This window comes from Oryzibacter oryziterrae (genome assembly GCF_021864535.1).
Lineage (GTDB): Bacteria > Pseudomonadota > Alphaproteobacteria > Rhizobiales > Pleomorphomonadaceae > Pleomorphomonas > Pleomorphomonas oryziterrae.
The window spans coordinates 57120-75891 of sequence record NZ_JAKJIC010000011.1 but is presented as its reverse complement, the minus strand read 5'-3'; the positions used below and the strand labels follow the sequence as shown (position 1 = coordinate 75891).

Sequence of the window (18772 nt, the reverse complement as noted above, 5' to 3'; positions counted from 1 at the left end):
TCTGACATTTGCATACGCCTGATACCACCCGTCGAGCAAATGTCAGAATCATGAGAACCACTAGCAAGTCACTGTTTCTAGTGGAGCTTTAGACTTTGACATTTGAGCGCGAGGCCGATGTCATCCGGGACTCAAATGTCAAAGTCGCTCCACTAGCCATGCCGGCCAATTTCGGCAGTATTGAGGTTATCCGGGGTCGGAACAGGGAAGGACAGCAACATGAGGCAGTCTCGGCGGGGCAATGTGCAGCCGTTCATCGCCATGGACGTTCTGGCGTCGGCCAACCGCCTCGAGCGGGAAGGGCGCTCGGTGGTGCACATGGAACTCGGCGAGCCTGGTGCGCCCGTCCCTGCCGCCGTGAAGGCTGCCGCTGAAGCAGCTCTGGCCCGCGGCCGGATCGGCTATACCGAAGCGCTCGGCCTGCCGGACCTGCGCAGCCGCATCGCCCGCCACTATGCCGACCGCTATGGTGTCAATGTGCCCGCCGAGCGTGTCGCCGTGACCGCCGGCTCCTCCGGCGCCTTCAACCTCGCCTTCCTCGCCCTGTTCGATCCGGGGGATCGCGTGGGCCTGCCGACGCCGGGCTATCCGGCCTATCGCAACATCCTCACGGCCCTTGGCCTGGAAGTGGTGGAGATCCCCACCACGGAGGCAACGCGCTGGCAGGCAACTCCCGAAATCATCGAACGGGTCCATGCTGAAAAGCCGCTGGCGGGTCTCGTCGTCGCCAGTCCCGCCAATCCGTCCGGCACCATGATGACGCGCGACGGCATCCGCGATCTGGTGCTTGCCTGCCGCGGCATGGACATCGCCCTGGTCATGGACGAGATCTATCATGGCCTCGTCTACGAAGGGGTCGAAGCCACCGCGCTTGAGTTCGGCGACGACATGGTGGTCGTCAACTCCTTCTCCAAATACTACTGCATGACCGGCTGGCGCATCGGTTGGATGGTGCTGCCCGAGGCGCTGGTTCGCCCGGTGGAGCGCATCGCCCAGAACCTCTTCATCTCGGCTTCCGAACTCTCCCAGCGCGCCGCCCTCGGCGCCTTCGAGGCCACCGATGAGCTCGAGGCCGTCAAGGCCGGATACGCACGCAATCGCGCGCTGCTGCTCGACCGCTTGCCCAGGATCGGCTTCGACCGCTTCCTGCCCGTCGATGGCGCCTTCTATTTCTACGCCGACGTCGGCCGTTTCACCAACGACAGCCTGGATTTTGCTCGCCGCATGCTGCTGGAAGCCGGTGTCGCCGCAACGCCCGGCCTCGACTTCGACACCGAACGCGGTGCCCGCTACCTGCGCTTCTCCTTCGCCGGCCGCCACGAAGCCATCGCCGACGCCTGCGACCGGCTGGAAGGGTGGCTGAACAACCAGTAGATGCATCAGGATTGTAGATATTCCATTGGTTACAATCTATCTTCGGAAATTGTTAATCTTCCGATGGATTGTCTTCATGAAAACAATGGTCAGCCTGATGGTTGCCGCGGCAGTCGGTGTCCTGTCTGCCGGCGCGGCAAATGCGTGTGACGCTCTCAACGGAACAACGACCTACGACAGCGTCTCCAATATAACCGGTGATCCGCTTCAGGGCGGCAACTGGTCCAATGCCGCCAATGGCGGCGCCTGGATGCAGCGGGTGTTGAACAAGCCCGCTTCCATTTTTGGCGTCTATCTGGGGTTGGCCGGCACGGACATCACCACGGTCGGCTCCAGGATCAAGATCTCCATGCGCCAGACCAACGGCGCGTGGAAGACCATCGTCGACCTGCGCGAGGCCGACATAGTCAGGCCCATCACAGGGCAGGGGACCATCATGGACCCGCTGACCATCCGTTTCCCGCCCATCACGGTCACCACCGTCCGCGTCGACATGAGCGGTCACGGCTGGTTCGCCTTTGACAAGACGATGTTCTTCGTCAGCGGCTGCACTGTCCGATAGCGACAGGGCTCGAAGCGGCCTCCCTCCGGGGCAGCGCCAATCACCGACACCTCAAAAAGCAAGCCGGCGGATCGTGGTGCGATCCGCCGGCTTTTCATTCAAGTCCTGGCTCAGAAGAAGGAGCGGCGCTGCCACCAACCGGTCTTCTTCTGCCGGTTGTCGTCTTCCGGCGGGGTCGGTTCGGGTTCCGGTTCGGGTTCCGGCAGGCTCGCGGCGGCCTCTTCGGCAGCATTGGCGACGGCCTTCTCGACCAGTTCGGCAACGCTTTCCATCGGCGCATGAACAGGCGGCGCAACCTCAGGAGCTGCGGGCTCTTCAGCGATCACGGCTTCTTCAGCCACAGACGCCTCAGGCTGTTCCGACGCCACTTCGGACACCGTCTCGTCCGACGCGGCAACCGGCTGCTCGGTCACATCGGCGGGAGCTTCGATCGACGCGTCCACCGCCTCGACGGTATCAGACGCTTCGCCATCGCCATCGCCAGCCTCGCCTTCGGCAACGACACCCTCATCACCGGCGGCAGCCTCGTCACCCTGGTTCCGGCGACGACCACCACGACGACCGCGGCGGCGCGACCTGCGCCGTGCTTCGCCGGCGGCATCGCCCTCAGCGCGATCCTCGCCCTCTTCAGAGCCTTCGCCTGCGTCTTCGCTGTCGCCAGCTTCCGCAGTGTCTTCAGCGCCTTCTGCACGGGCGTCAGCCGCCTCGGCGTCACCACCTTCGGTGCCATCCGGCCGCCGACGCCGACGCCGACGGCGCTTGCGACGGTTTTCGCTGTCCCGGTCGCCACGCTCTTCGCGGGCGGCCTTCGGTGCTGCGACCTCTTCTTCCTCGTCCTCCTCGACGACAACCTCGTCCTCGAAGTCTTCGTCATAGGGCTGCACGCTCTCCGGCGTCAGCGTGGTGATCGGCTGCGGCGGCAGCGGGTTGAGGATGATCTCACCGCGTTCCAGCGCGAAATGCTGCGTACCCAGATGCTCGTCGGCGGCGATCGTGATGGTCAGGCCGAAGCGGGCCTCGAGATCGGCCAGGTGGCGGCGCTTCTGGTTGAGGATGTAGAGCGCCACGGCCGCGCGGGTGCGCACGGTCAGGTGATGCGTCACACCCTTGAGCAGCTGATCTTCCAGCGCGCGCAGCACATGCAGCGCAACGCTTTCGGTCGAACGCACGATGCCGGCGCCCAGGCAATGCGGGCAGAGCTCGGTGGAGCCTTCCAGCACGCCGGTGCGGATGCGCTGGCGGCTCATTTCCATCAGGCCGAAATGCGAGATGCGGCCAACCTGGATGCGAGCCCGGTCGTTCTTCAGGCAATCCTTGAGCTTGCGCTCGACAGCCTTGTTGTTCTTGGCCTCTTCCATGTCGATGAAATCGATCACGATGAGGCCGGCAAGGTCGCGCAGGCGCAGCTGGCGGGCCACTTCTTCAGCGGCCTCCAGATTGGTGGCGAGCGCGGTGTCCTCGATGTTGTGCTCGCGGGTCGACCGACCAGAGTTCACGTCGATGGCCACCAGGGCTTCGGTCTGGTTGATCACCAGATAGCCGCCCGAGCGCAAGGTCACCTGCGGCGAGAACATGGCGTCAAGCTGCGGTTCCACCCCGAAGCGGGCGAACACCGGCACGTTGTCGCGATAGGGCTGGACGTTCTTGGCATGGCTCGGCATGAGCATGCGCATGAAATCCTTGGCTTCGCGGTAGGACTCTTCGCCCGCCACCAGGATTTCATCGATGTCCTTGTTGTAGAGGTCACGGATCGACCGCTTGACCAGCGAGCCCTCTTCATAGACGAGGCTCGGCGCAGCAGAACGCAGCGTCAGCTCGCGCACATTTTCCCAAAGGCGCAGCAGATACTCGAAGTCGCGCTTGATCTCGGTCTTGGTGCGCGCAGCGCCGGCAGTGCGCAGGATGACACCCATCCCCTCCGGCACTTCCAGCTCATGAGCGATTTCCTTGAGCCGCTTGCGGTCGACCACGTTGGTGATCTTGCGGGAAATGCCGCCGCCACGACCCGAGTTGGGCATCAGCACGGAGTAGCGACCGGCCAGCGACAGATAGGTCGTCAGGGCTGCACCCTTGGTGCCGCGCTCTTCCTTGACCACCTGCACCAGCAGAACCTGACGGCGCTTGATCACTTCCTGGATGCGATACTGGCGCATGCGACGCGAGCGACGCTCGGGCACTTCCTCAAGCGCATCTTCGGAGCCGACGCTTTCGACCTGATCGGCTTCGTCCTCATCGGCGTTGCCGCCGGAGAAGCCGCCATCATCATTGATGGTCTCGACCGAATGATCGTCGTTGATGTCGATGATCTCGCCCGAGGCTTCCGGCCCGTCATTGTCGCCTTCCGTCACCGGGGCGGCATAGTTCGTGTGGCCGGCTTCACCGTCGGTCTGGACAAAAGAGCCGTTCTCGTCGGAACTCTCGCCGGACCTCGACGCATCGTCGGCGTCTTCGCTGACAACGTCGGTCTGCGGGTTCTGCGCCGCACGCGCCGCCTGGGCACGCGCCTGACGGTCGCGATGATACTTGGCGCGCCGTTCGGCCTCTTCGCGTTCCTCGGCCTCTTCGGCCTCGATCAGCGCCTGACGATCGGCGAGCGGAATCTGGTAATAGTCCGGATGAATTTCCGAGAAGGCCAGGAAGCCGTGACGGTTGCCACCGTACTCGACGAAGGCAGCCTGCAGCGACGGCTCAACGCGCGTCACCTTGGCGAGATAGATATTGCCTCTCAGCTGTTTCTTGGTAGCCGACTCGAAGTCGAACTCCTCGACGCGGTGTCCGCGGACCACAACCACCCGGGTCTCTTCCGGGTGGGTGGCATCGATAAGCATCTTGTTGGCCATAAAACCTGAACTCCCGGCGATGCGCGGCCAAGGCCCTGCCGGGTATGCGCATTTCCTGGCGAAGCCGCCAAGGAACTGCGCGCGGCGAGCTGGCTCGAACGCGATCGACCGTCAATGTGTGTGAAGGGAAACGAGGTGAGATCCGGCGATGTCCAAGACGAAACCGAACAGGAAGCGGTTGCGATATGAACGCCCGCCTGCCTGTCGATCCTGTTCCGTCCCAATGCGAACACGTCCGGTACGTTCTTTCTGTTCAGCCGCGTTGCCCCATCCTGAAACTGCTCGGCAAAACCAATGCAGCGGGACAACGGTGAATGTCGTGCCCGGCGGCGAACCGCGCGGAGAAGCCTTCGTCTTTTCCGGCCCGCTACAGGCGCACATCCCACCAATGCCTCAATCCGGCCCGAATCGGGCTGGAAGCAGGTGACCTTGTGAGGTGTTTTGATCCGGTGCCCGCCGACAAAATGCCGCGCGTTGGCGCCGGAGACACCCCCGAAGGGGACGGGCGCGTGCTTTGATAAAACGCACGACCGTACCAATTGCACGTTCTCTAGTAGCGAGGACGAGGATTCGGACTCCTGTTGTTCTTTTACTTGCGTACCTGTCCAGATGCAAGGCGGCTCATCGTTCCATTCAACGATTCGTGACCCTTGCAAAGCACCGCGCCGATATGCACCGCGCGATAAGGTGTGGTTAACCATCATGCCCTAGCCAAGTTTCTTGCTTGGGTGGGTTTAGGGGCCTTGCACGTTGCAAAGCCTGCTGTAATGCCGTTCTTGTGCGCCGAGCCGTTTGCGGAGAGTTCGGGGTGAGGACAGTCGAGGTCATTGCAAAATCGGTTCTGTGTGTGGTTGCCGTCCTGATGATGGCGATCACCACAAGCGTTTCGAGCCTGGCAGCTCCCCCGGCGGCCATTGACGGCCGTGTCGTCGGCGATCAGTCCCGCACGCGCTTTGTTCTTGATCTCACTGCTGAAATCGAGGTCAACGCCTTCACGTTGGCGTCGCCTTATCGTGTCGTCATCGATCTTCCTGAAGTTGATTTCCAGCTGCCCGCCGGCAGCGGGGAGGGGCGGGGGCTGATCGCCAGCTGGCGCTACGGCGGATTTGCGGCCGGGCGTTCGCGCATCGTGCTCGACGCCACCGGCCCGGTGAAGATCGACAAGGCCTTCGTCCTGTCCGCCGTCGCGGGACAGCCGGCGCGCCTCGTGGTCGATCTCCTGAAAGCCACCGATGTCGAGTTTGCCGCTGAACAACAGCGCACCCAGCTGGCGCGCGAAACGGCCAACGGCGAACAGTCCGGTGGCAAGTCGGACCGTTTGCCCTCGCCGAGCGACAACTCCAGTCGAAGCAAGCCGTTGGTGATCATCGATCCCGGTCATGGCGGCATCGACGCCGGCACGGTCGCGGCCGACGGCACCATGGAAAAGGACGTGGTGCTGGCGCTGGCCAAGCGTCTGCGCGATCACCTCGAGGCGACCGGCAAGGTCGCCGTCATGCTGACGCGCGAGGACGACACCTTCGTTGCGCTCGACGATCGTGTGAAGTTTGCCCGCGACCACGTTGCCGATCTCTTCATTTCCATCCACGCCGACTCCGAACACGTCGGTGAAGTCCGCGGCGCCACGGTCTATACCCTGTCCGACAATGCCTCGGACCGCGAGGCGGCGGCTCTGGCCAGCAAGGAAAACGCCTCGGACAGCAACGCTGGCCTCAGCCCCACGCAGCGGACGGATGAGGTGAACGACATCCTCACCGATCTCACCCGCCGTGAAACCAAGAATTTTTCGGTCTTCTTCGCCAACGGTCTTGTCGGCGATCTCTCCTCCACCACTCGGATGATCAAGAACCCGCATCGCTCCGCCGGCTTTCGCGTGCTGCTGGCTTATGATGTGCCATCCGTCCTTCTGGAAATCGGCTATCTGTCCAACGAACAGGACGAGAAGCTCCTGACCTCGGACGAGTGGCGCAGTCGCATGGCCGACGCCATGACCCAGGCGATTCTCCGCTTTCTCAGTCAGAAGTCCGCGTCGCTTTCGCCCCACTGATCCGATGTAAAAGGCTCACGGCACGGTGGCGCTGTTGCAGATAGGCAACGCGGCGGCCCAGCCTTCGCCATAAATGCAGCCCACGATTATCAATGCGGCCAGAACATTCGCTTTCCGGCGCGAATTGAGGTATCCGCACGGTAACTTTGATCCTGTCGGCGGTGGACGACGGCTTGATGGGATCGGTGTCTGTCTGGAAAAATTGGGCTAGCGCGGCGCTTGCGCCCCGTCTTGGCCGATAGTGGGCGAAACATGATTTTTGTGCGGTTCTTCGGCTGGATATTTTCCATCGGCGCCCTGGTGTTTCTCATCGTGGCCGGTGGAGCGGCGATTTATATCAACTCGCTGAACCAGACGCTGCCCAATGTCGACCAGCTGCGCAACTATCAGCCGCCGGTGGTCACGCGCGTTCACGCCGCCGACGGCCAGCTCGCCGCCGAGTATGCCCATGAGCGGCGCCTGTTCCTGCCGATCCAGATGATTCCCGATCGCGTCAAGCAGGCCTTCATTTCCGCCGAAGACAAGGACTTCTACACTCACCCCGGCATCGACGTCGTCAGCCTCGGCGGCGCTGTGGTGAAGAACCTCGACACCCTCGTGTCGGGCAGCAAAAAGCGCATGGTCGGTGCCTCCACCATCTCGCAGCAGGTCGCCAAGGTGTTCCTGCTCTCCAACGAGCGCACCATGGATCGCAAGATCAAGGAAGCGCTGCTGACGCTGAAGATCGAGCAGGCCTATACCAAGGACCAGATCCTCGAACTCTATCTCAACGAGATCTATCTCGGCTTCCGCTCCTACGGTGTCGCCGCTGCCTCGCTCGCCTATTTCAACAAGCCGCTCGAGGACCTGAAGCTCGAAGAGCTCGCCTATCTCGCAGCCCTGCCCAAGGGCCCCGAGAACTACAATCCCTATCGCGACAACGCCGCCGCCGTCGAACGCCGCAACTATGTCATCGAAGAGATGGTGCAGAACGGCTATGTGACGCGCGCCGAAGGCGATGCGGCAAAGGTCAAGCCGCTCGTCGTGGCCCCGCGCGATCAGTCCGCCAAGGTCTTCGCCGCCGACTATTTCGTCGAGGAAGTCCGCCGCACGCTGCTCAACATGTATGGCGAGAAGGGCCTGTATGAAGGCGGCCTTTCGGTGCGCACCACCCTCGATCCGCAGATGCAGATCTTCGCGCGCGGCGCGCTGCAGAAGGCGCTCATTCGTTATGACGAGGCGCATGGCTGGCGTGGCCCGGTCAAGACCATCGACGTCAGCGCTGACTGGGGCGAGGAGCTGGCCAAGGTGCCGCCGCTCTGGGACGTCCCGGAATGGACCCTCGCCGTCGTGCTCGGCGTCGACGCCAACGGCGCGACGATCGGCCTGCAGCCGGGCCGGGATCCCTCGGGCAAGGTCGTCGCCGATCGCGTCAAGGCGATCATCACGCCCGACCAGATGAAATGGGCCAAGTGGGCGTCGTCGGCTCCCGATCGCAAGGCGGCCATCCTCAATGCCGGCGACGTCATCTATGTCGAGAAGACCGGCACCAGTGCCGAGGGCATGGACAACTACCGTCTGCGCCAGTTCCCGGCCATTTCCGGCGCGCTGATCGCCATGGACTCCGAGACCGGCCGCGTTCGCGCCATGGTTGGCGGCTTCTCCTTCGCCCAGAGCGAGTTCAACCGTTCGACCCAGGCGATGCGCCAGCCCGGCTCGTCCTTCAAGCCCTTCGTTTATTCCGCTGCGCTCGACAACGGCTATACACCGGCCTCCGTGGTGCTCGATGCGCCCATCGAGATCGATCAGGGCCCGGGCCTCGGCATCTGGCGCCCGCAGAATTACGGCGGCGGCTTCATCGGCCCGGCCACGCTGCGTCGCGGCATCGAGCAGTCGCGCAACCTGATGACCGTGCGTCTCGCGCAGGACATGGGCATGCCCCTGGTCGCCGAATATGCGCGCCGCTTCGGCATCTATGACAATATGCAGCCGGTTCTCTCCATGGCGCTCGGCGCCGGGGAGACCACGGTGATGCGCATGGTCAATGCCTATTCGATCATCGCCAACGGCGGCCGCCGCGTGCAGCCGACCCTGATCGACCGCGTGCAGGATCGCTTCGGCCGTACGATCTACAAGCATGACCAGCGCGTCTGCGCCAATTGCAACGCCGACGACTGGAAGGGCCAGGATGAGCCGCAGCTGGTCGACGAGCGCGAGCAGGTGCTCGACCCCATGACCGCCTATCAGATCACCTCCATGATGGAAGGCGTCGTCCAGCGCGGCACCGCCACGGTGATCAAGAGCCTCGGTCGTCCGATCGCCGGCAAGACCGGCACCACCAATGACGAGAAGGACGCCTGGTTCGTCGGCTTCACGCCGGATCTCACCGTCGGCATCTTCCTCGGCTTTGACCATCCGACGCCCATGGGCCATGGCTCTACCGGCGGCATGATGGCCGCCCCCGTCTTCCGCGACTTCATGGCCCAGGCGCTCGCCGGCCAGCCGCCGCAGGAGTTCAAGGTGCCCGAGGGCATGCTGCTGATCCCGATCGATCGCAAGACCGGCATGCGCGCCTCTGGTGGCGACAACTCCATCATCGAAGCCTTCAAGCCCGGCACCGGCCCGTCCGACGTCTACTCGGTGATCGGCGGCGACGGCGTCGCCTGGGGCGCTCCGACGGAAGTCAATCCGGAAGCCGACCGCGCCGCGGTCACCGGCACCGGCGGCCTCTACTGAGCCGCCGGCGGTCTGGGGACATAGTTTGGGTTCATTTCCGCGCGGCGGGTTGACGCCACCGGAAACGCAGTGGAAACTTGGGTCTTTGGTTCAGCTCCCGGGCACGTCGTGATCGTCCGTCGATCGTGTCTGCTCCGGAGCGAATGATCGGAGGCTTTTCCATGCGCTTGCAGTATGCCGTCTCATCGCTGGCCGTCCTGGCCTGTGTCGCCTCGTTGCCTGCGCAAGCCGCATCCGATCCCTTTTTTCCGACCTTCGGCAATGCCGGCATCGACGTCCAGCATTACGACCTGGCCCTGACCGTCGATCCGGTGCCGGCCCACATCGCCGGCAAGGCGACGCTTCTGGTCAAGGCGACTGCCAACCTCACGTCATTCAGTCTCGACCTGCACGCGTTGACGGTGAGCTCGGTGAAGGTCAATCTCAAGACCGCCAGCTTCAACCAGTCCAACGACAAGCTGACCATCACGCCCACCAAGTCGATCAAGTCCGGCAGTGTTTTCGCCGTCGAGATCGCCTATTCAGGCAACTCCGATCCCATCGCCGACCCCACCGCGCCTGACGGCTCCGGTGTCGTGCTCGGCTGGTTGACCTATGGAAAGTCGGCCTATGTGGTCAGCGAGCCGGTTGGCGCCTCCACCTTCTTCCCGGTCAACGATGATCTGAAGGACAAGGCCACCTACACCTTCCGCGTCACGGTGCCGGAACCCTACAAGGCGGCAACCAACGGACGTCTCCTCAACGTCAAGGATCTCGGTTCCAAGCGCCGCTACACCTTCGAAATGCTGCAGCCGATGGCGAGCTGGCTGGCCACCGTTCAGGTCAATCAGTTCAAGGTGGTCGAGGCCAAGGCGTCGGGCGGCATCAAGGTGCGCACCTATGCCACATCCGACACCACCAACGAAGCGATTGCCGGCTTCCAGGCCGCAAAGGACATGATTCCCTATCTGGCCGCGCGCTTCGGGCCTTATCCCTTCGAAACCTATTCCAGCGTCGCTATTGATGATCCGACGCTGGGATATGCTTTGGAAACCCAGTCGATTTCTGTATTTCCCAAGGACGTGTTCAGTTCAGACTTTGTTTCGCATGAACTGGCCCATCAGTGGTTCGGCGATTCGGTTTCGGTGAAGCAGTGGAAGGATCTCTGGCTCGCCGAGGGCTTCGCCACCTATGTCGAGGTGCTCTGGCCCAACCGCGCCGACAAGGCTGGCTACGACAAGGCCATGCTGGCCATCTACAACGACGTCAAGAAGAACGCCGTCGGCCCTGCCGTCGTGGACAAGCCCGAGGATCTCTTCTCCGATCGCACCTATAACCGCGGCGTCATGGTGCTTTACGCGCTTGAGAAGAAGATCGGTCAGCCCATGCTGTTCAAGGTGATGCGCACGTGGGCCACCGAGAATCGCTATCACAAGGTGACCACTGCCGACTTCGTCGACACGGTGGTGCGCGTCACCAGGAACAAGAGCCTTCGCGACTTCCTCAATCACTGGATCTATGACGCGACGGTGCCCACGCTCCCCGGGACGTCGGCCAGCGCTATCGCCAAGGCTGCGAGCGGCGCGAGCCTGCCGACGCTTGTCGAGAGCCACCGTCGCTGAGCGGTTCATAGACGCCTATTTACAGGGGCAGTCGTTGTCCCTATGGTCCCGCCGCCGCGAAAGTCGCTTTCGCGGCGGTGCCGTCTGGTGACGACGACCGGCGGAACGTGACCCGAACTTTGATCTTGGAGAGCATGTCCATGCGAGCCGAAGTCGAGGCCATCGTCGACGAAATCAAGCAGGGTATGGCCTTGCTGAGGAGGCATCTTTGACTGGGATGCCTCGCAGCAACGCATGGCCGAGCTGAACGGCTTCGTCGAAGATCCCAGCCTCTGGAACGACCCCGAACGCGCGCAGAAGATCATGCGCGAACGCACCGAGCTTGAAGGCCGAATCAACGGCTATCTTCAGCTTGAGCGCGATCTGCATGACAACGTCGAGCTGATCGAGCTGGGCGAGATGGAAGGCGACCAGACGGTCATCGACGACGCCGAGAACGCCCTCAAGGGCATGAAGGCCGAAGTCGTCAAGCAGCAGGTCGCCACCATGCTGTCGGGCGAGGCCGATGCCAACGATACCTTCCTGGAAGTGAACTCCGGCGCAGGCGGCACCGAGAGCCAGGACTGGACCAACATGCTCCTGCGCATGTACACGCGCTGGGCCGAGCAGCATGGCTACAAGGTCGAGATCCTCGAAATGCATGACGGCGAAGAAGCCGGCATCAAGAGCGCGACCATCCAGATCAAGGGCCACAATGCCTACGGCTGGCTGAAGACCGAGTCGGGCGTGCACCGTCTCGTGCGCATCTCGCCCTTCGACAGCCAGGCGCGCCGGCACACGTCCTTCTCGTCGGTCTGGGTCTATCCGGTCATCGATGACCGCATCGAGATCGAGATCAACGAAAGCGACTGCCGCATCGATACCTACCGCGCGCAGGGCGCCGGCGGTCAGCACATCAACACGACCGACTCGGCGGTGCGCATCACGCACTATCCCACTGGTATCGTCGTTTCCTGTCAGTCGGAACGCTCCCAGCACAAGAACCGCGCCACGGCGTGGAACATGCTGCGCGCCCGCATGTACGAGGCCGAGCTGAAGAAGCGCGAGGAGAAGGCCAACGCCGAGAATGCCGGCAAGACGGACATCGGCTGGGGCCATCAGATCCGCTCCTACGTGCTGCAGCCCTACCAGCTGGTCAAGGACCTGCGCACCGGCGAACAGAGCACCTCGCCGAGCGACGTGCTCGACGGCGCGCTGGACCCCTTCATGGAAGCCGCCCTGGCCCAGAAGGCCTTCGGCAAGCAGCCGGCCGATATCCAGGACGTCGACTGACCGTCCCGACGCTCCGCACCAAATGAAAAGGGCTGTGCCGAACATCTCCGGCACAGCCCTTTTTCATTGTTGAACGTCCGGTCAGGCGGTGTTGAGCGTCCGGACGAAGTCGTTCACTTCGCTGTCCGGCCTCTCAGCGTCTTCGGCGAGGGCCGTCTCACTGTTCCACTTGCAACGCGCCTTCAGGGCAAGATCGCTGCGAGTTTGATTCCGGCGTTGATATAGTTCACCGGGTTGATCGCGGTGCCGTTGACGCGCGTCTCATAGTGAAGATGCGGGCCTGTCGAGCGGCCTGTCGAGCCCACTTCGCCAATGATGCTGTCGGTGGTCACCCTGTCGCCCACCTGCACCAGGATCTTCGACAGATGCCCGTAGCGGGTGGTGATGCCATTGCCGTGGTCCACTTCCACCATGTTGCCATAGCCGCCAGCCCAGCTCGCATTGGTCACGACGCCAGCGGCCGTCGGGCGCACATTGGTGCCGACGGGCGAACGGAAGTCGATGCCGGCGTGAAAGGCGAGGGAACCCAGGAAGGGATCGCGGCGCGATCCGAAGTTCGACGTCATCTCGGCATTGGGAAGCGGGCGCGTCAGCGGCATCGCCGCGGCCGCCGATTTGACGCGCCGCAGCCGGTCGAAGGCCGCGCCTGCATCGGCAATTGCCGAGTTGAGCGCCTCGGCGCTCCCCATCGGGATGAACGGCCCACCGACGGCGGACTCGTCCTCGTCTTCACTTCCCTTCGGCAAGGTGACGGAAACGCCGAGGTTGTTGATGACGTTGACCGCTTGCTCCGCCCTCTGGTTGGCGGCAGTGGCAATGGCGGCAACGGTTTGCGCCTGTTCGCGGTCTACGGCGGCCAGCTGGATCGCCAGCGCCTTGAAATCCGGGTGGCCGTCGGCGCCGATCAGAGGGGCAGCCGCAGCCTGCTTGCCCGGGACGGTCAGACCGCGTGCCGAACTCGCGCCGTCGGTCGCCCGCAAGGCGTCGAACTGCTGGTCGATGAGCGATGCCCGCCCGTCTTCGGCATAAGCCGAGGCGGGGGAGGGCGTCGGCGTTGCCTCGGCGCGCTGGTCGGCGCTGCCGGCTGCCTTTCCGTCGATCAGCCCCATGCCGGAGGCCTTGTCGATCAGCGACGCCACCGCACGCTGCCGGTCTGCAATGCTCTGCTGAGCCGACATCAGGTGCTCGATCTTGTCGTCCATCGCCACCTGGTCGAGGATCTGCCGGCTCGACATCTTGTCGATCTCCGAGCGCAGCCGCGCGATGCGGTCCTCATAGGCCTGCTGCATGGAGGCATTGCGGGCATGGACGATGTCGAACAGGTCGTCACGGAAGATGAGATAGCTGGATGCCGCCAGCAGGCTGACCGACAGGCCGAGCCCGAGCACGACGCCACAGATCAGCAGCACGGGGCTGATGGTGTAGGTGCGGGTATTGTCACCACTGATGATGACGATCCGGCGCGAGGACTTCGGGCGATAGTAGCGGTCTTCGGCTCGAACTCTCGACATTTTACCAACAGCTCCAGCACGCGCTTCGGCGGCAGTTTTCACGATCTTCTGATCGTTGACGCAACACACTCAGGAGCATCATTAGAAACTGTTAGGGTTAATGTTCGCTTATCACCAGCGTCCCCGCGGCCGGAAATCTGCGTAGCCAGCACGTCCGGAAGCGTGGAGAACCGCAGAAATGCGCGTGTTGCGCTGCACATTCGCCCCACATGTGCGACGAGTTGCAATTTGCAACTCGGTTCAGCCTGTGATGCGGGCCAGCGGCTTGTAAAAGCCCGGTGTTAGCCCCGCCTCGGCCCGTGCCCGATCATTGAAGGGCGGCTTCAGGGCGCCGCGGAAGCAGCGTCGGACGATCTCGTGGAACGTCGGTTCCGGTGCCCGGCGCTGCCGGTCGCACAGAAAGCGGAACCATTTTGAGCCGAAGGCCACATGGCGCTTTTCATCGCGGTAGATGATGTCGATCAGCGCCGCCGTCTCCTCGTCGCCGTTGAGGCGCAGGTTCTCGGCCATGCCGGGCGTGACGTCCAGTCCGCGCGCCTCCAGTACCATCGGAATGAGGGCGAGGCGTGCCGTCAGGTCATCGGCCGTCGCCTCCGCCGCCTCCCACAGCCCGCCATGCACCGGCAGGTCGCCATAGGCGGCGTTGAGATCGGCTAGCCGGGCCGAGATCATCGCAAAATGCTTTGCCTCTTCCAGCCCGACCTGCACGAAATCGTCGAAGAAGGAGCGCGGCACCTGTTCGTCCACGAAGCGGCCGACCAGATCCCAGGTGAGGTCGATGGCGCTGAGTTCGATATGGGCGAGCGAATGTATGAGCGCCACGCGTCCCTGGCCGCGCCCGCGCGTGCGCCGTGGCAACTCGCTCGGGGCCACCATCTCCACATGCTCGGGTCGTCCGGGCGCTTTCGGCATGGGCGTACCCACAAGGCCGGTGCCGCGCGCCAGCCTCCGGCCAAACCAGTCGGACGCCGTCTGATAGGCGAGGGCGACTTTCTCGTTGAGGTCGGGCGTGGCGACGATGTCGCGCGCCCGCTCCCGCAGACTGTCCCCGAGCGGCCCCTTGGGCGCGCCTGCCGGACAGACCTCGACGTCCTGTGTCACGCCAGTTCCTTCACCGCCTGCAATACGGCCTCCACATGGCCGTCCACCTTCACCTTGCGCCAGACGCGGGCAATCTTGCCGTCGCGGCCGACGAGGAAGGTGGAGCGCTCGATGCCCATGTAGGTCTTGCCATAGTTGGACTTCTCCACCCAAACGCCATAGCGGTCGGCCACCGAGTGGTCCTCGTCGGCGCCCAGCTCCACCTTCAGCTCATGCTTGCTGCGGAACTTGCCATGCTTGGCGGCCGTATCGGTGGAGATGCCGATGATCACGGCGCCGAGGGCGTCGAACTCGTCCTTGGCGCAGGAGAAGCCGATGGCCTCCTTGGTGCAGCCCGGTGTGTCGTCCTTTGGGTAGAAATACACCACCACCGGCTTGCCGGTCTGCGCCGACAGCGTGACGCTGCCGGTGTCCGTGGCAAGGGTGAAGTCCGGCGCCGGTGCGCCGAGGTCAACGATTTCGGTCATGGAGCTCTCCGAACTCAGGCAGGGTGTTTCCTTCCCCTAGTTTGGCAGCGCGCGCAAGCCGCGGCAAGGCGTCTGGAGCACCCGCCGTTCATGTTGAAACAACATGATCGAAAAGCGGCTGCTCAGGTTATCGATCCTGGAGCGATTTCCAATCGACCTGATGACTCCATCAGGTCGGAAAGCGCTCTAGGCCAGTTCGTCAAGGCAGCGTAACGGCGCCTGTTTGAGAATGAATGTGACAATCATATGCAATATAAAATATGACATCTGAGTTTACTTATTATTTTTATGAGATGATTTTTGCGCCATTCGACTAAATAATAATCGGAAATACGGATAAATAAGTATATATACGTAAGGTTGTTTGACTATCATATGTCAGAATGGCTCTGAAGAGGGCAGGTTGCTGCTGCCTCTCGTGCGCAAGTCAATTGCATTGCCGCGAAAGTCAGCAGGCTATGACACTTCGTTGGGGGACGAAGGCCTTCTCGATACCGTCCGCTCTGCCGGATGGCGGCAGCGGTTCCACAGAAAGCCAGCCCGAAGAAAGCCAGCAAGGACACACGATGCAGTCTCCCCACAATGCCACACAAACGATGCGCGTTCATCGTATCGAATGGGCGGCCGAAGGCACCATCATCATCGACCTCCGCAATCCCGATGGATCGCCCGTCACACCGTTCACTGCCGGTGCGCATATCGAACTGCTGATGCCCTCGATCGGCATCACCCGCGCCTACTCTCTCGCCAACGACCCGGCCGAAACCCATCGCTACGTCCTCGGCGTCGTGCTCGAGCCCAAGAGCCGCGGCGGCTCGCGCTTCCTGCACCGCGAGTTGCGTGTCGGCGACACCATCGACGTGCAGGGGCCGCACAACCATTTCCCGCTCGACGACACCAACGACCATTCCGTACTGATCGCCGGCGGCATTGGCGTCACACCGATCCTCACCATGGCTCACCGGCTGAAGGCCATGGGCAAGTCTTTCGAGTTCCATTTCGCCGTCCGCGACCTCAGCCGCGCCGCCTTCCTCGACGAGGTCAAGGCTGTCTGTGGCGATCGCCTGCATCTGCACATCGACGCCGAAGTTGGGCGGCCGCTGAACATTCCCGGCATTGTCGCCAAGGCGCCGGCCCATTCGCATTTCTATTGCTGCGGTCCGCTGCCCATGCTGCACGCCTATGAAGAGGCCACCAAGGACCTGCCCGACGACAACGTCCACCTTGAATACTTCAAGGCCCCGCCGCCGGCCGTCGGTGGCGGCGCCTTCGAAGTGGAGATCGCATCAACGGGCGAGGTCTTCACCATCCCGCCGGAGAAGACCATTCTCGAAGTCCTCTCCGACGCCGGCGCCTATTTCGGCAGTTCCTGCGCCGAAGGCGTCTGCGGTTCCTGCGAATGCAAGGTGCTGAAGGGCGAACCCGATCACCGCGATTCGGTTCTCACCGCCCGTCAGAAGGCCACCAACAAGGTGATGATGATCTGCGTCTCCCGCGCCAAGAGCGAGCGTCTGCTGATCGACGTGGATTGATGGGAGTGGGTGAGGCGGCGGCCGGCGATCCCGCCCGGCCGCCTCACCACAAGTTCCGCCCGTCCACCGTATCGACCGGCACGCTTCCCAGGTCGAAATCGTCGAACAGCCGCGCGTTGATGCCGACCTTGGGATTGTCGAAGTCCGGCCGGCCGTTCGACCAGTCCGGCGAGATCGAATGGGTCCCGCAGCCGCAGGTCGCACAGAAATGATGCGCGACTGTCTTCGAGCGCCAGCGATAGGTGGGCAACGGATCCGGCTGGCGAGTCACCTTGACCTCGCTTGGCTTGTAATAGGCCCACAGCGCCCCGCGCTTCGAGCAGAACGTACAGGTGCATGCCGTTACCTTTTCGGGGGAATGGTCCACCTCGATCCGGATGGCACCGCAATGGCAGCTTGCGATCAAAGGCATGTCAGCTCCTCCTCCCAATGGAAGATCTGAGCCTATCTTGCGCGAGGTCCGTTTCTGTCAGGATCGTCGCAGGCCAGCCCCAATGAAAAAACGGCGCCCGCGAGGACGCCGCCTTTCCTGTCTTGCTATCTTGAGACCAATCAGGCGATCTGCGGGTCCAGCGAGCCGGAGGCATAGCGCTTGGCCATGTCGGCGAGCGGGATCACCTTGATCTTGGAGCCCATGCCGGCGGCGCCGAACTGCTCATAGCGCTCCTTGCAGACCTTCTGCATGGCGACCATGGCGGGCTTCATGAAGCTGCGCGGATCGAATTCGGCCGGCTTTTCGGCGAAGAACTGGCGGATCGCACCGGTGATGGCCATGCGGCAGTCGGTGTCGATGTTGACCTTGCGCACGCCGTGCTTGATGCCGTTGACGATTTCCTCGACCGGCACGCCGTAGGTCTCGCGCATGGCGCCACCGAACTTGTTGATGATCTCGCGCAGTTCTTCGGGAACCGACGAAGAACCGTGCATCACCAGATGCACGTTGGGCATGCGCTCGTGGATTTCCTTGATGCGGTAGATAGCGAGAACGTCGCCGTCCGGCTTGCGCGTGAACTTGTAGGCGCCGTGGCTGGTGCCCATGGCGATCGCCAGGGCGTCGACCTTGGTGCGCTTGACGAACTTGACGGCTTCGTCCGGGTCGGTCAGCAGCTGCTCCTTGGAGAGCTTGCCCTCGGCACCGTGGCCGTCTTCCTTGTCGCCCATGCCGGTCTCGAGCGAGCCGAGCACGCCGAGTTCGCCTTCCGTCGAGGCGCCGACCATGTGGGCCAGCTCGGCCACGCGGCCGGTGACATTGGCGTTATAGTCGAAGTCAGCCGGGGTCTTGCCGTCAGCCTTGAGCGAGCCGTCCATCATCACCGACGAGAAGCCGTTGGTGATGGCCGAAAGGCAGGTGGCTTCCGAGTTGCCGTGGTCCTGATGCATGCAGACCGGGATCTCGGGATAAAGCTCGACGGCAGCCTGGATCAGGTGCTTCAGCACGATGTCATTGGCAAAGGCGCGGGCGCCGCGCGAAGCCTGCATGATCACCGGGCTGTCGGTTTCCTTGGCAGCTGCCATAACCGAGAGCATCTGCTCCATGTTGTTGATGTTGAAGGCGGGCATGCCGTAACCGTGTTCGGCAGCATGATCCAAGAGCTGCCGCAAAGATACCAGCGCCATGACGCTCACTCCTCATATGATCAAGATGGTCGAGCTGACTGCGTTGCGTTTGGCAGAAAGTCTCCGCAATCACAAGCTCGGATGGCTGCAGAAAACATGATTTCGCGGGGGCTTCCTTGATTCAGCTCCGGTC

General features: G+C 62.8%; 13 protein-coding genes. 7 read left to right on the top strand and 6 right to left on the bottom strand.

What is annotated here, in order from left to right; all coding sequences use genetic code 11:
• The first annotated feature begins 219 nt into the window (after positions 1 to 219).
• Together L2I41_RS13095 and L2I41_RS13090 are read left to right on the top strand one after the other, a co-directional pair.
• Positions 220 to 1374, top strand: a complete 1155-nt coding sequence (locus tag L2I41_RS13095) for a pyridoxal phosphate-dependent aminotransferase (RefSeq protein WP_237154018.1) — start codon at positions 220 to 222, stop codon at positions 1372 to 1374.
• A 76-nt stretch (positions 1375 to 1450) separates the two neighbouring features.
• A complete protein-coding gene (locus L2I41_RS13090) occupies positions 1451 to 1936 on the top strand; it encodes a hypothetical protein (protein WP_237154017.1) in 486 nt (161 codons plus the stop codon).
• Between the two features lie 110 nt (positions 1937 to 2046).
• Here the strand turns inward: L2I41_RS13090 and L2I41_RS13085 are convergent, their stop codons facing one another.
• Positions 2047 to 4776: an Rne/Rng family ribonuclease gene (locus L2I41_RS13085; protein ID WP_237154016.1), complete on the bottom strand. Its 2730-nt coding sequence runs from the start codon at positions 4774 to 4776 to the stop codon at positions 2047 to 2049.
• An 808-nt stretch (positions 4777 to 5584) separates the two neighbouring features.
• On the opposite strand from L2I41_RS13085, the gene L2I41_RS13080 reads away from it, so the two are divergent.
• From L2I41_RS13080 to prfB, 4 genes are all read left to right on the top strand, one after another.
• Positions 5585 to 6823: an N-acetylmuramoyl-L-alanine amidase gene (locus tag L2I41_RS13080; protein ID WP_237154015.1), complete on the top strand. Its 1239-nt coding sequence runs from the start codon at positions 5585 to 5587 to the stop codon at positions 6821 to 6823.
• A 252-nt stretch (positions 6824 to 7075) separates the two neighbouring features.
• A complete protein-coding gene (locus L2I41_RS13075) occupies positions 7076 to 9538 on the top strand; it encodes a penicillin-binding protein 1A (RefSeq protein WP_237154014.1) in 2463 nt (820 codons plus the stop codon).
• 161 nt (positions 9539 to 9699) lie between these two features.
• Positions 9700 to 11139, top strand: a complete 1440-nt coding sequence (locus tag L2I41_RS13070; protein WP_237154013.1) for a M1 family metallopeptidase — start codon at positions 9700 to 9702, stop codon at positions 11137 to 11139.
• Between the two features lie 140 nt (positions 11140 to 11279).
• Positions 11280 to 12411, top strand: a protein-coding gene (prfB, locus tag L2I41_RS13065; protein ID WP_237154012.1) for a peptide chain release factor 2 whose coding sequence is annotated in 2 segments (ribosomal slippage) — positions 11280 to 11348 and positions 11350 to 12411 — 1131 coding nt in all. Because the reading frame shifts where the segments join, the coding sequence is not laid out codon by codon here.
• 182 nt (positions 12412 to 12593) lie between these two features.
• Here prfB and L2I41_RS13060 read toward each other — a convergent pair.
• From L2I41_RS13060 to bcp, 3 genes are all read right to left on the bottom strand, one after another.
• On the bottom strand, positions 12594 to 13922 hold the full coding sequence (locus L2I41_RS13060; protein ID WP_237154011.1) for a M23 family metallopeptidase: 1329 nt from the start codon (positions 13920 to 13922) through the stop codon (positions 12594 to 12596).
• Positions 13923 to 14162: 240 nt separating this feature from the next.
• The gene (locus L2I41_RS13055; protein ID WP_390634197.1) at positions 14163 to 15023 is read right to left on the bottom strand and encodes a ferritin-like domain-containing protein; all 861 of its coding nucleotides are present in this window, start codon (positions 15021 to 15023) and stop codon (positions 14163 to 14165) included.
• Entirely contained in the window at positions 15020 to 15490 is a 471-nt protein-coding gene (gene bcp, locus L2I41_RS13050; RefSeq protein ID WP_237154010.1) for a thioredoxin-dependent thiol peroxidase, read from the bottom strand. Before bcp ends, L2I41_RS13055 begins: the two co-directional genes overlap by 4 nt.
• A 596-nt stretch (positions 15491 to 16086) precedes the next feature.
• Here bcp and L2I41_RS13045 point away from each other — a divergent pair.
• Positions 16087 to 17022 carry a PDR/VanB family oxidoreductase gene (locus tag L2I41_RS13045; RefSeq protein WP_237154009.1) on the top strand — a complete coding sequence of 312 codons (936 nt, stop codon included), beginning with the start codon at positions 16087 to 16089 and terminating at the stop codon, positions 17020 to 17022.
• A gap of 43 nt (positions 17023 to 17065) precedes the next feature.
• Here L2I41_RS13045 and L2I41_RS13040 read toward each other — a convergent pair whose 3' ends face one another.
• Both L2I41_RS13040 and fba read right to left on the bottom strand, forming a co-directional pair.
• Positions 17066 to 17434, bottom strand: a complete 369-nt coding sequence (locus L2I41_RS13040; protein WP_237154008.1) for a GFA family protein — start codon at positions 17432 to 17434, stop codon at positions 17066 to 17068.
• A 140-nt stretch (positions 17435 to 17574) separates the two neighbouring features.
• Positions 17575 to 18639, bottom strand: a complete 1065-nt coding sequence (fba, locus tag L2I41_RS13035) for a class II fructose-bisphosphate aldolase (RefSeq protein ID WP_237154007.1) — start codon at positions 18637 to 18639, stop codon at positions 17575 to 17577.
• Positions 18640 to 18772: the final 133 nt, after the last annotated feature.

Excerpts from the sequence above, each read along its gene's own strand:
- L2I41_RS13060 (WP_237154011.1), bottom strand. The coding sequence starts at position 13,922 with ATGTCGAGAGTTCGAGCCGAAGACCGCTACTATCGCCCGAAGTCCTCG.
- L2I41_RS13075 (WP_237154014.1), top strand. The coding sequence starts at position 7,076 with ATGATTTTTGTGCGGTTCTTCGGCTGGATATTTTCCATCGGCGCCCTG.
- L2I41_RS13095 (WP_237154018.1), top strand. The coding sequence starts at position 220 with ATGAGGCAGTCTCGGCGGGGCAATGTGCAGCCGTTCATCGCCATGGAC.
- L2I41_RS13040 (WP_237154008.1), bottom strand. The coding sequence starts at position 17,434 with ATGCCTTTGATCGCAAGCTGCCATTGCGGTGCCATCCGGATCGAGGTG.
- L2I41_RS13090 (WP_237154017.1), top strand. The coding sequence starts at position 1,451 with ATGAAAACAATGGTCAGCCTGATGGTTGCCGCGGCAGTCGGTGTCCTG.
- L2I41_RS13085 (WP_237154016.1), bottom strand. The coding sequence starts at position 4,776 with ATGGCCAACAAGATGCTTATCGATGCCACCCACCCGGAAGAGACCCGG.
- L2I41_RS13070 (WP_237154013.1), top strand. The coding sequence starts at position 9,700 with ATGCGCTTGCAGTATGCCGTCTCATCGCTGGCCGTCCTGGCCTGTGTC.
- bcp (WP_237154010.1), bottom strand. The coding sequence starts at position 15,490 with ATGACCGAAATCGTTGACCTCGGCGCACCGGCGCCGGACTTCACCCTT.
- L2I41_RS13045 (WP_237154009.1), top strand. The coding sequence starts at position 16,087 with ATGCGCGTTCATCGTATCGAATGGGCGGCCGAAGGCACCATCATCATC.
- fba (WP_237154007.1), bottom strand. The coding sequence starts at position 18,639 with ATGGCGCTGGTATCTTTGCGGCAGCTCTTGGATCATGCTGCCGAACAC.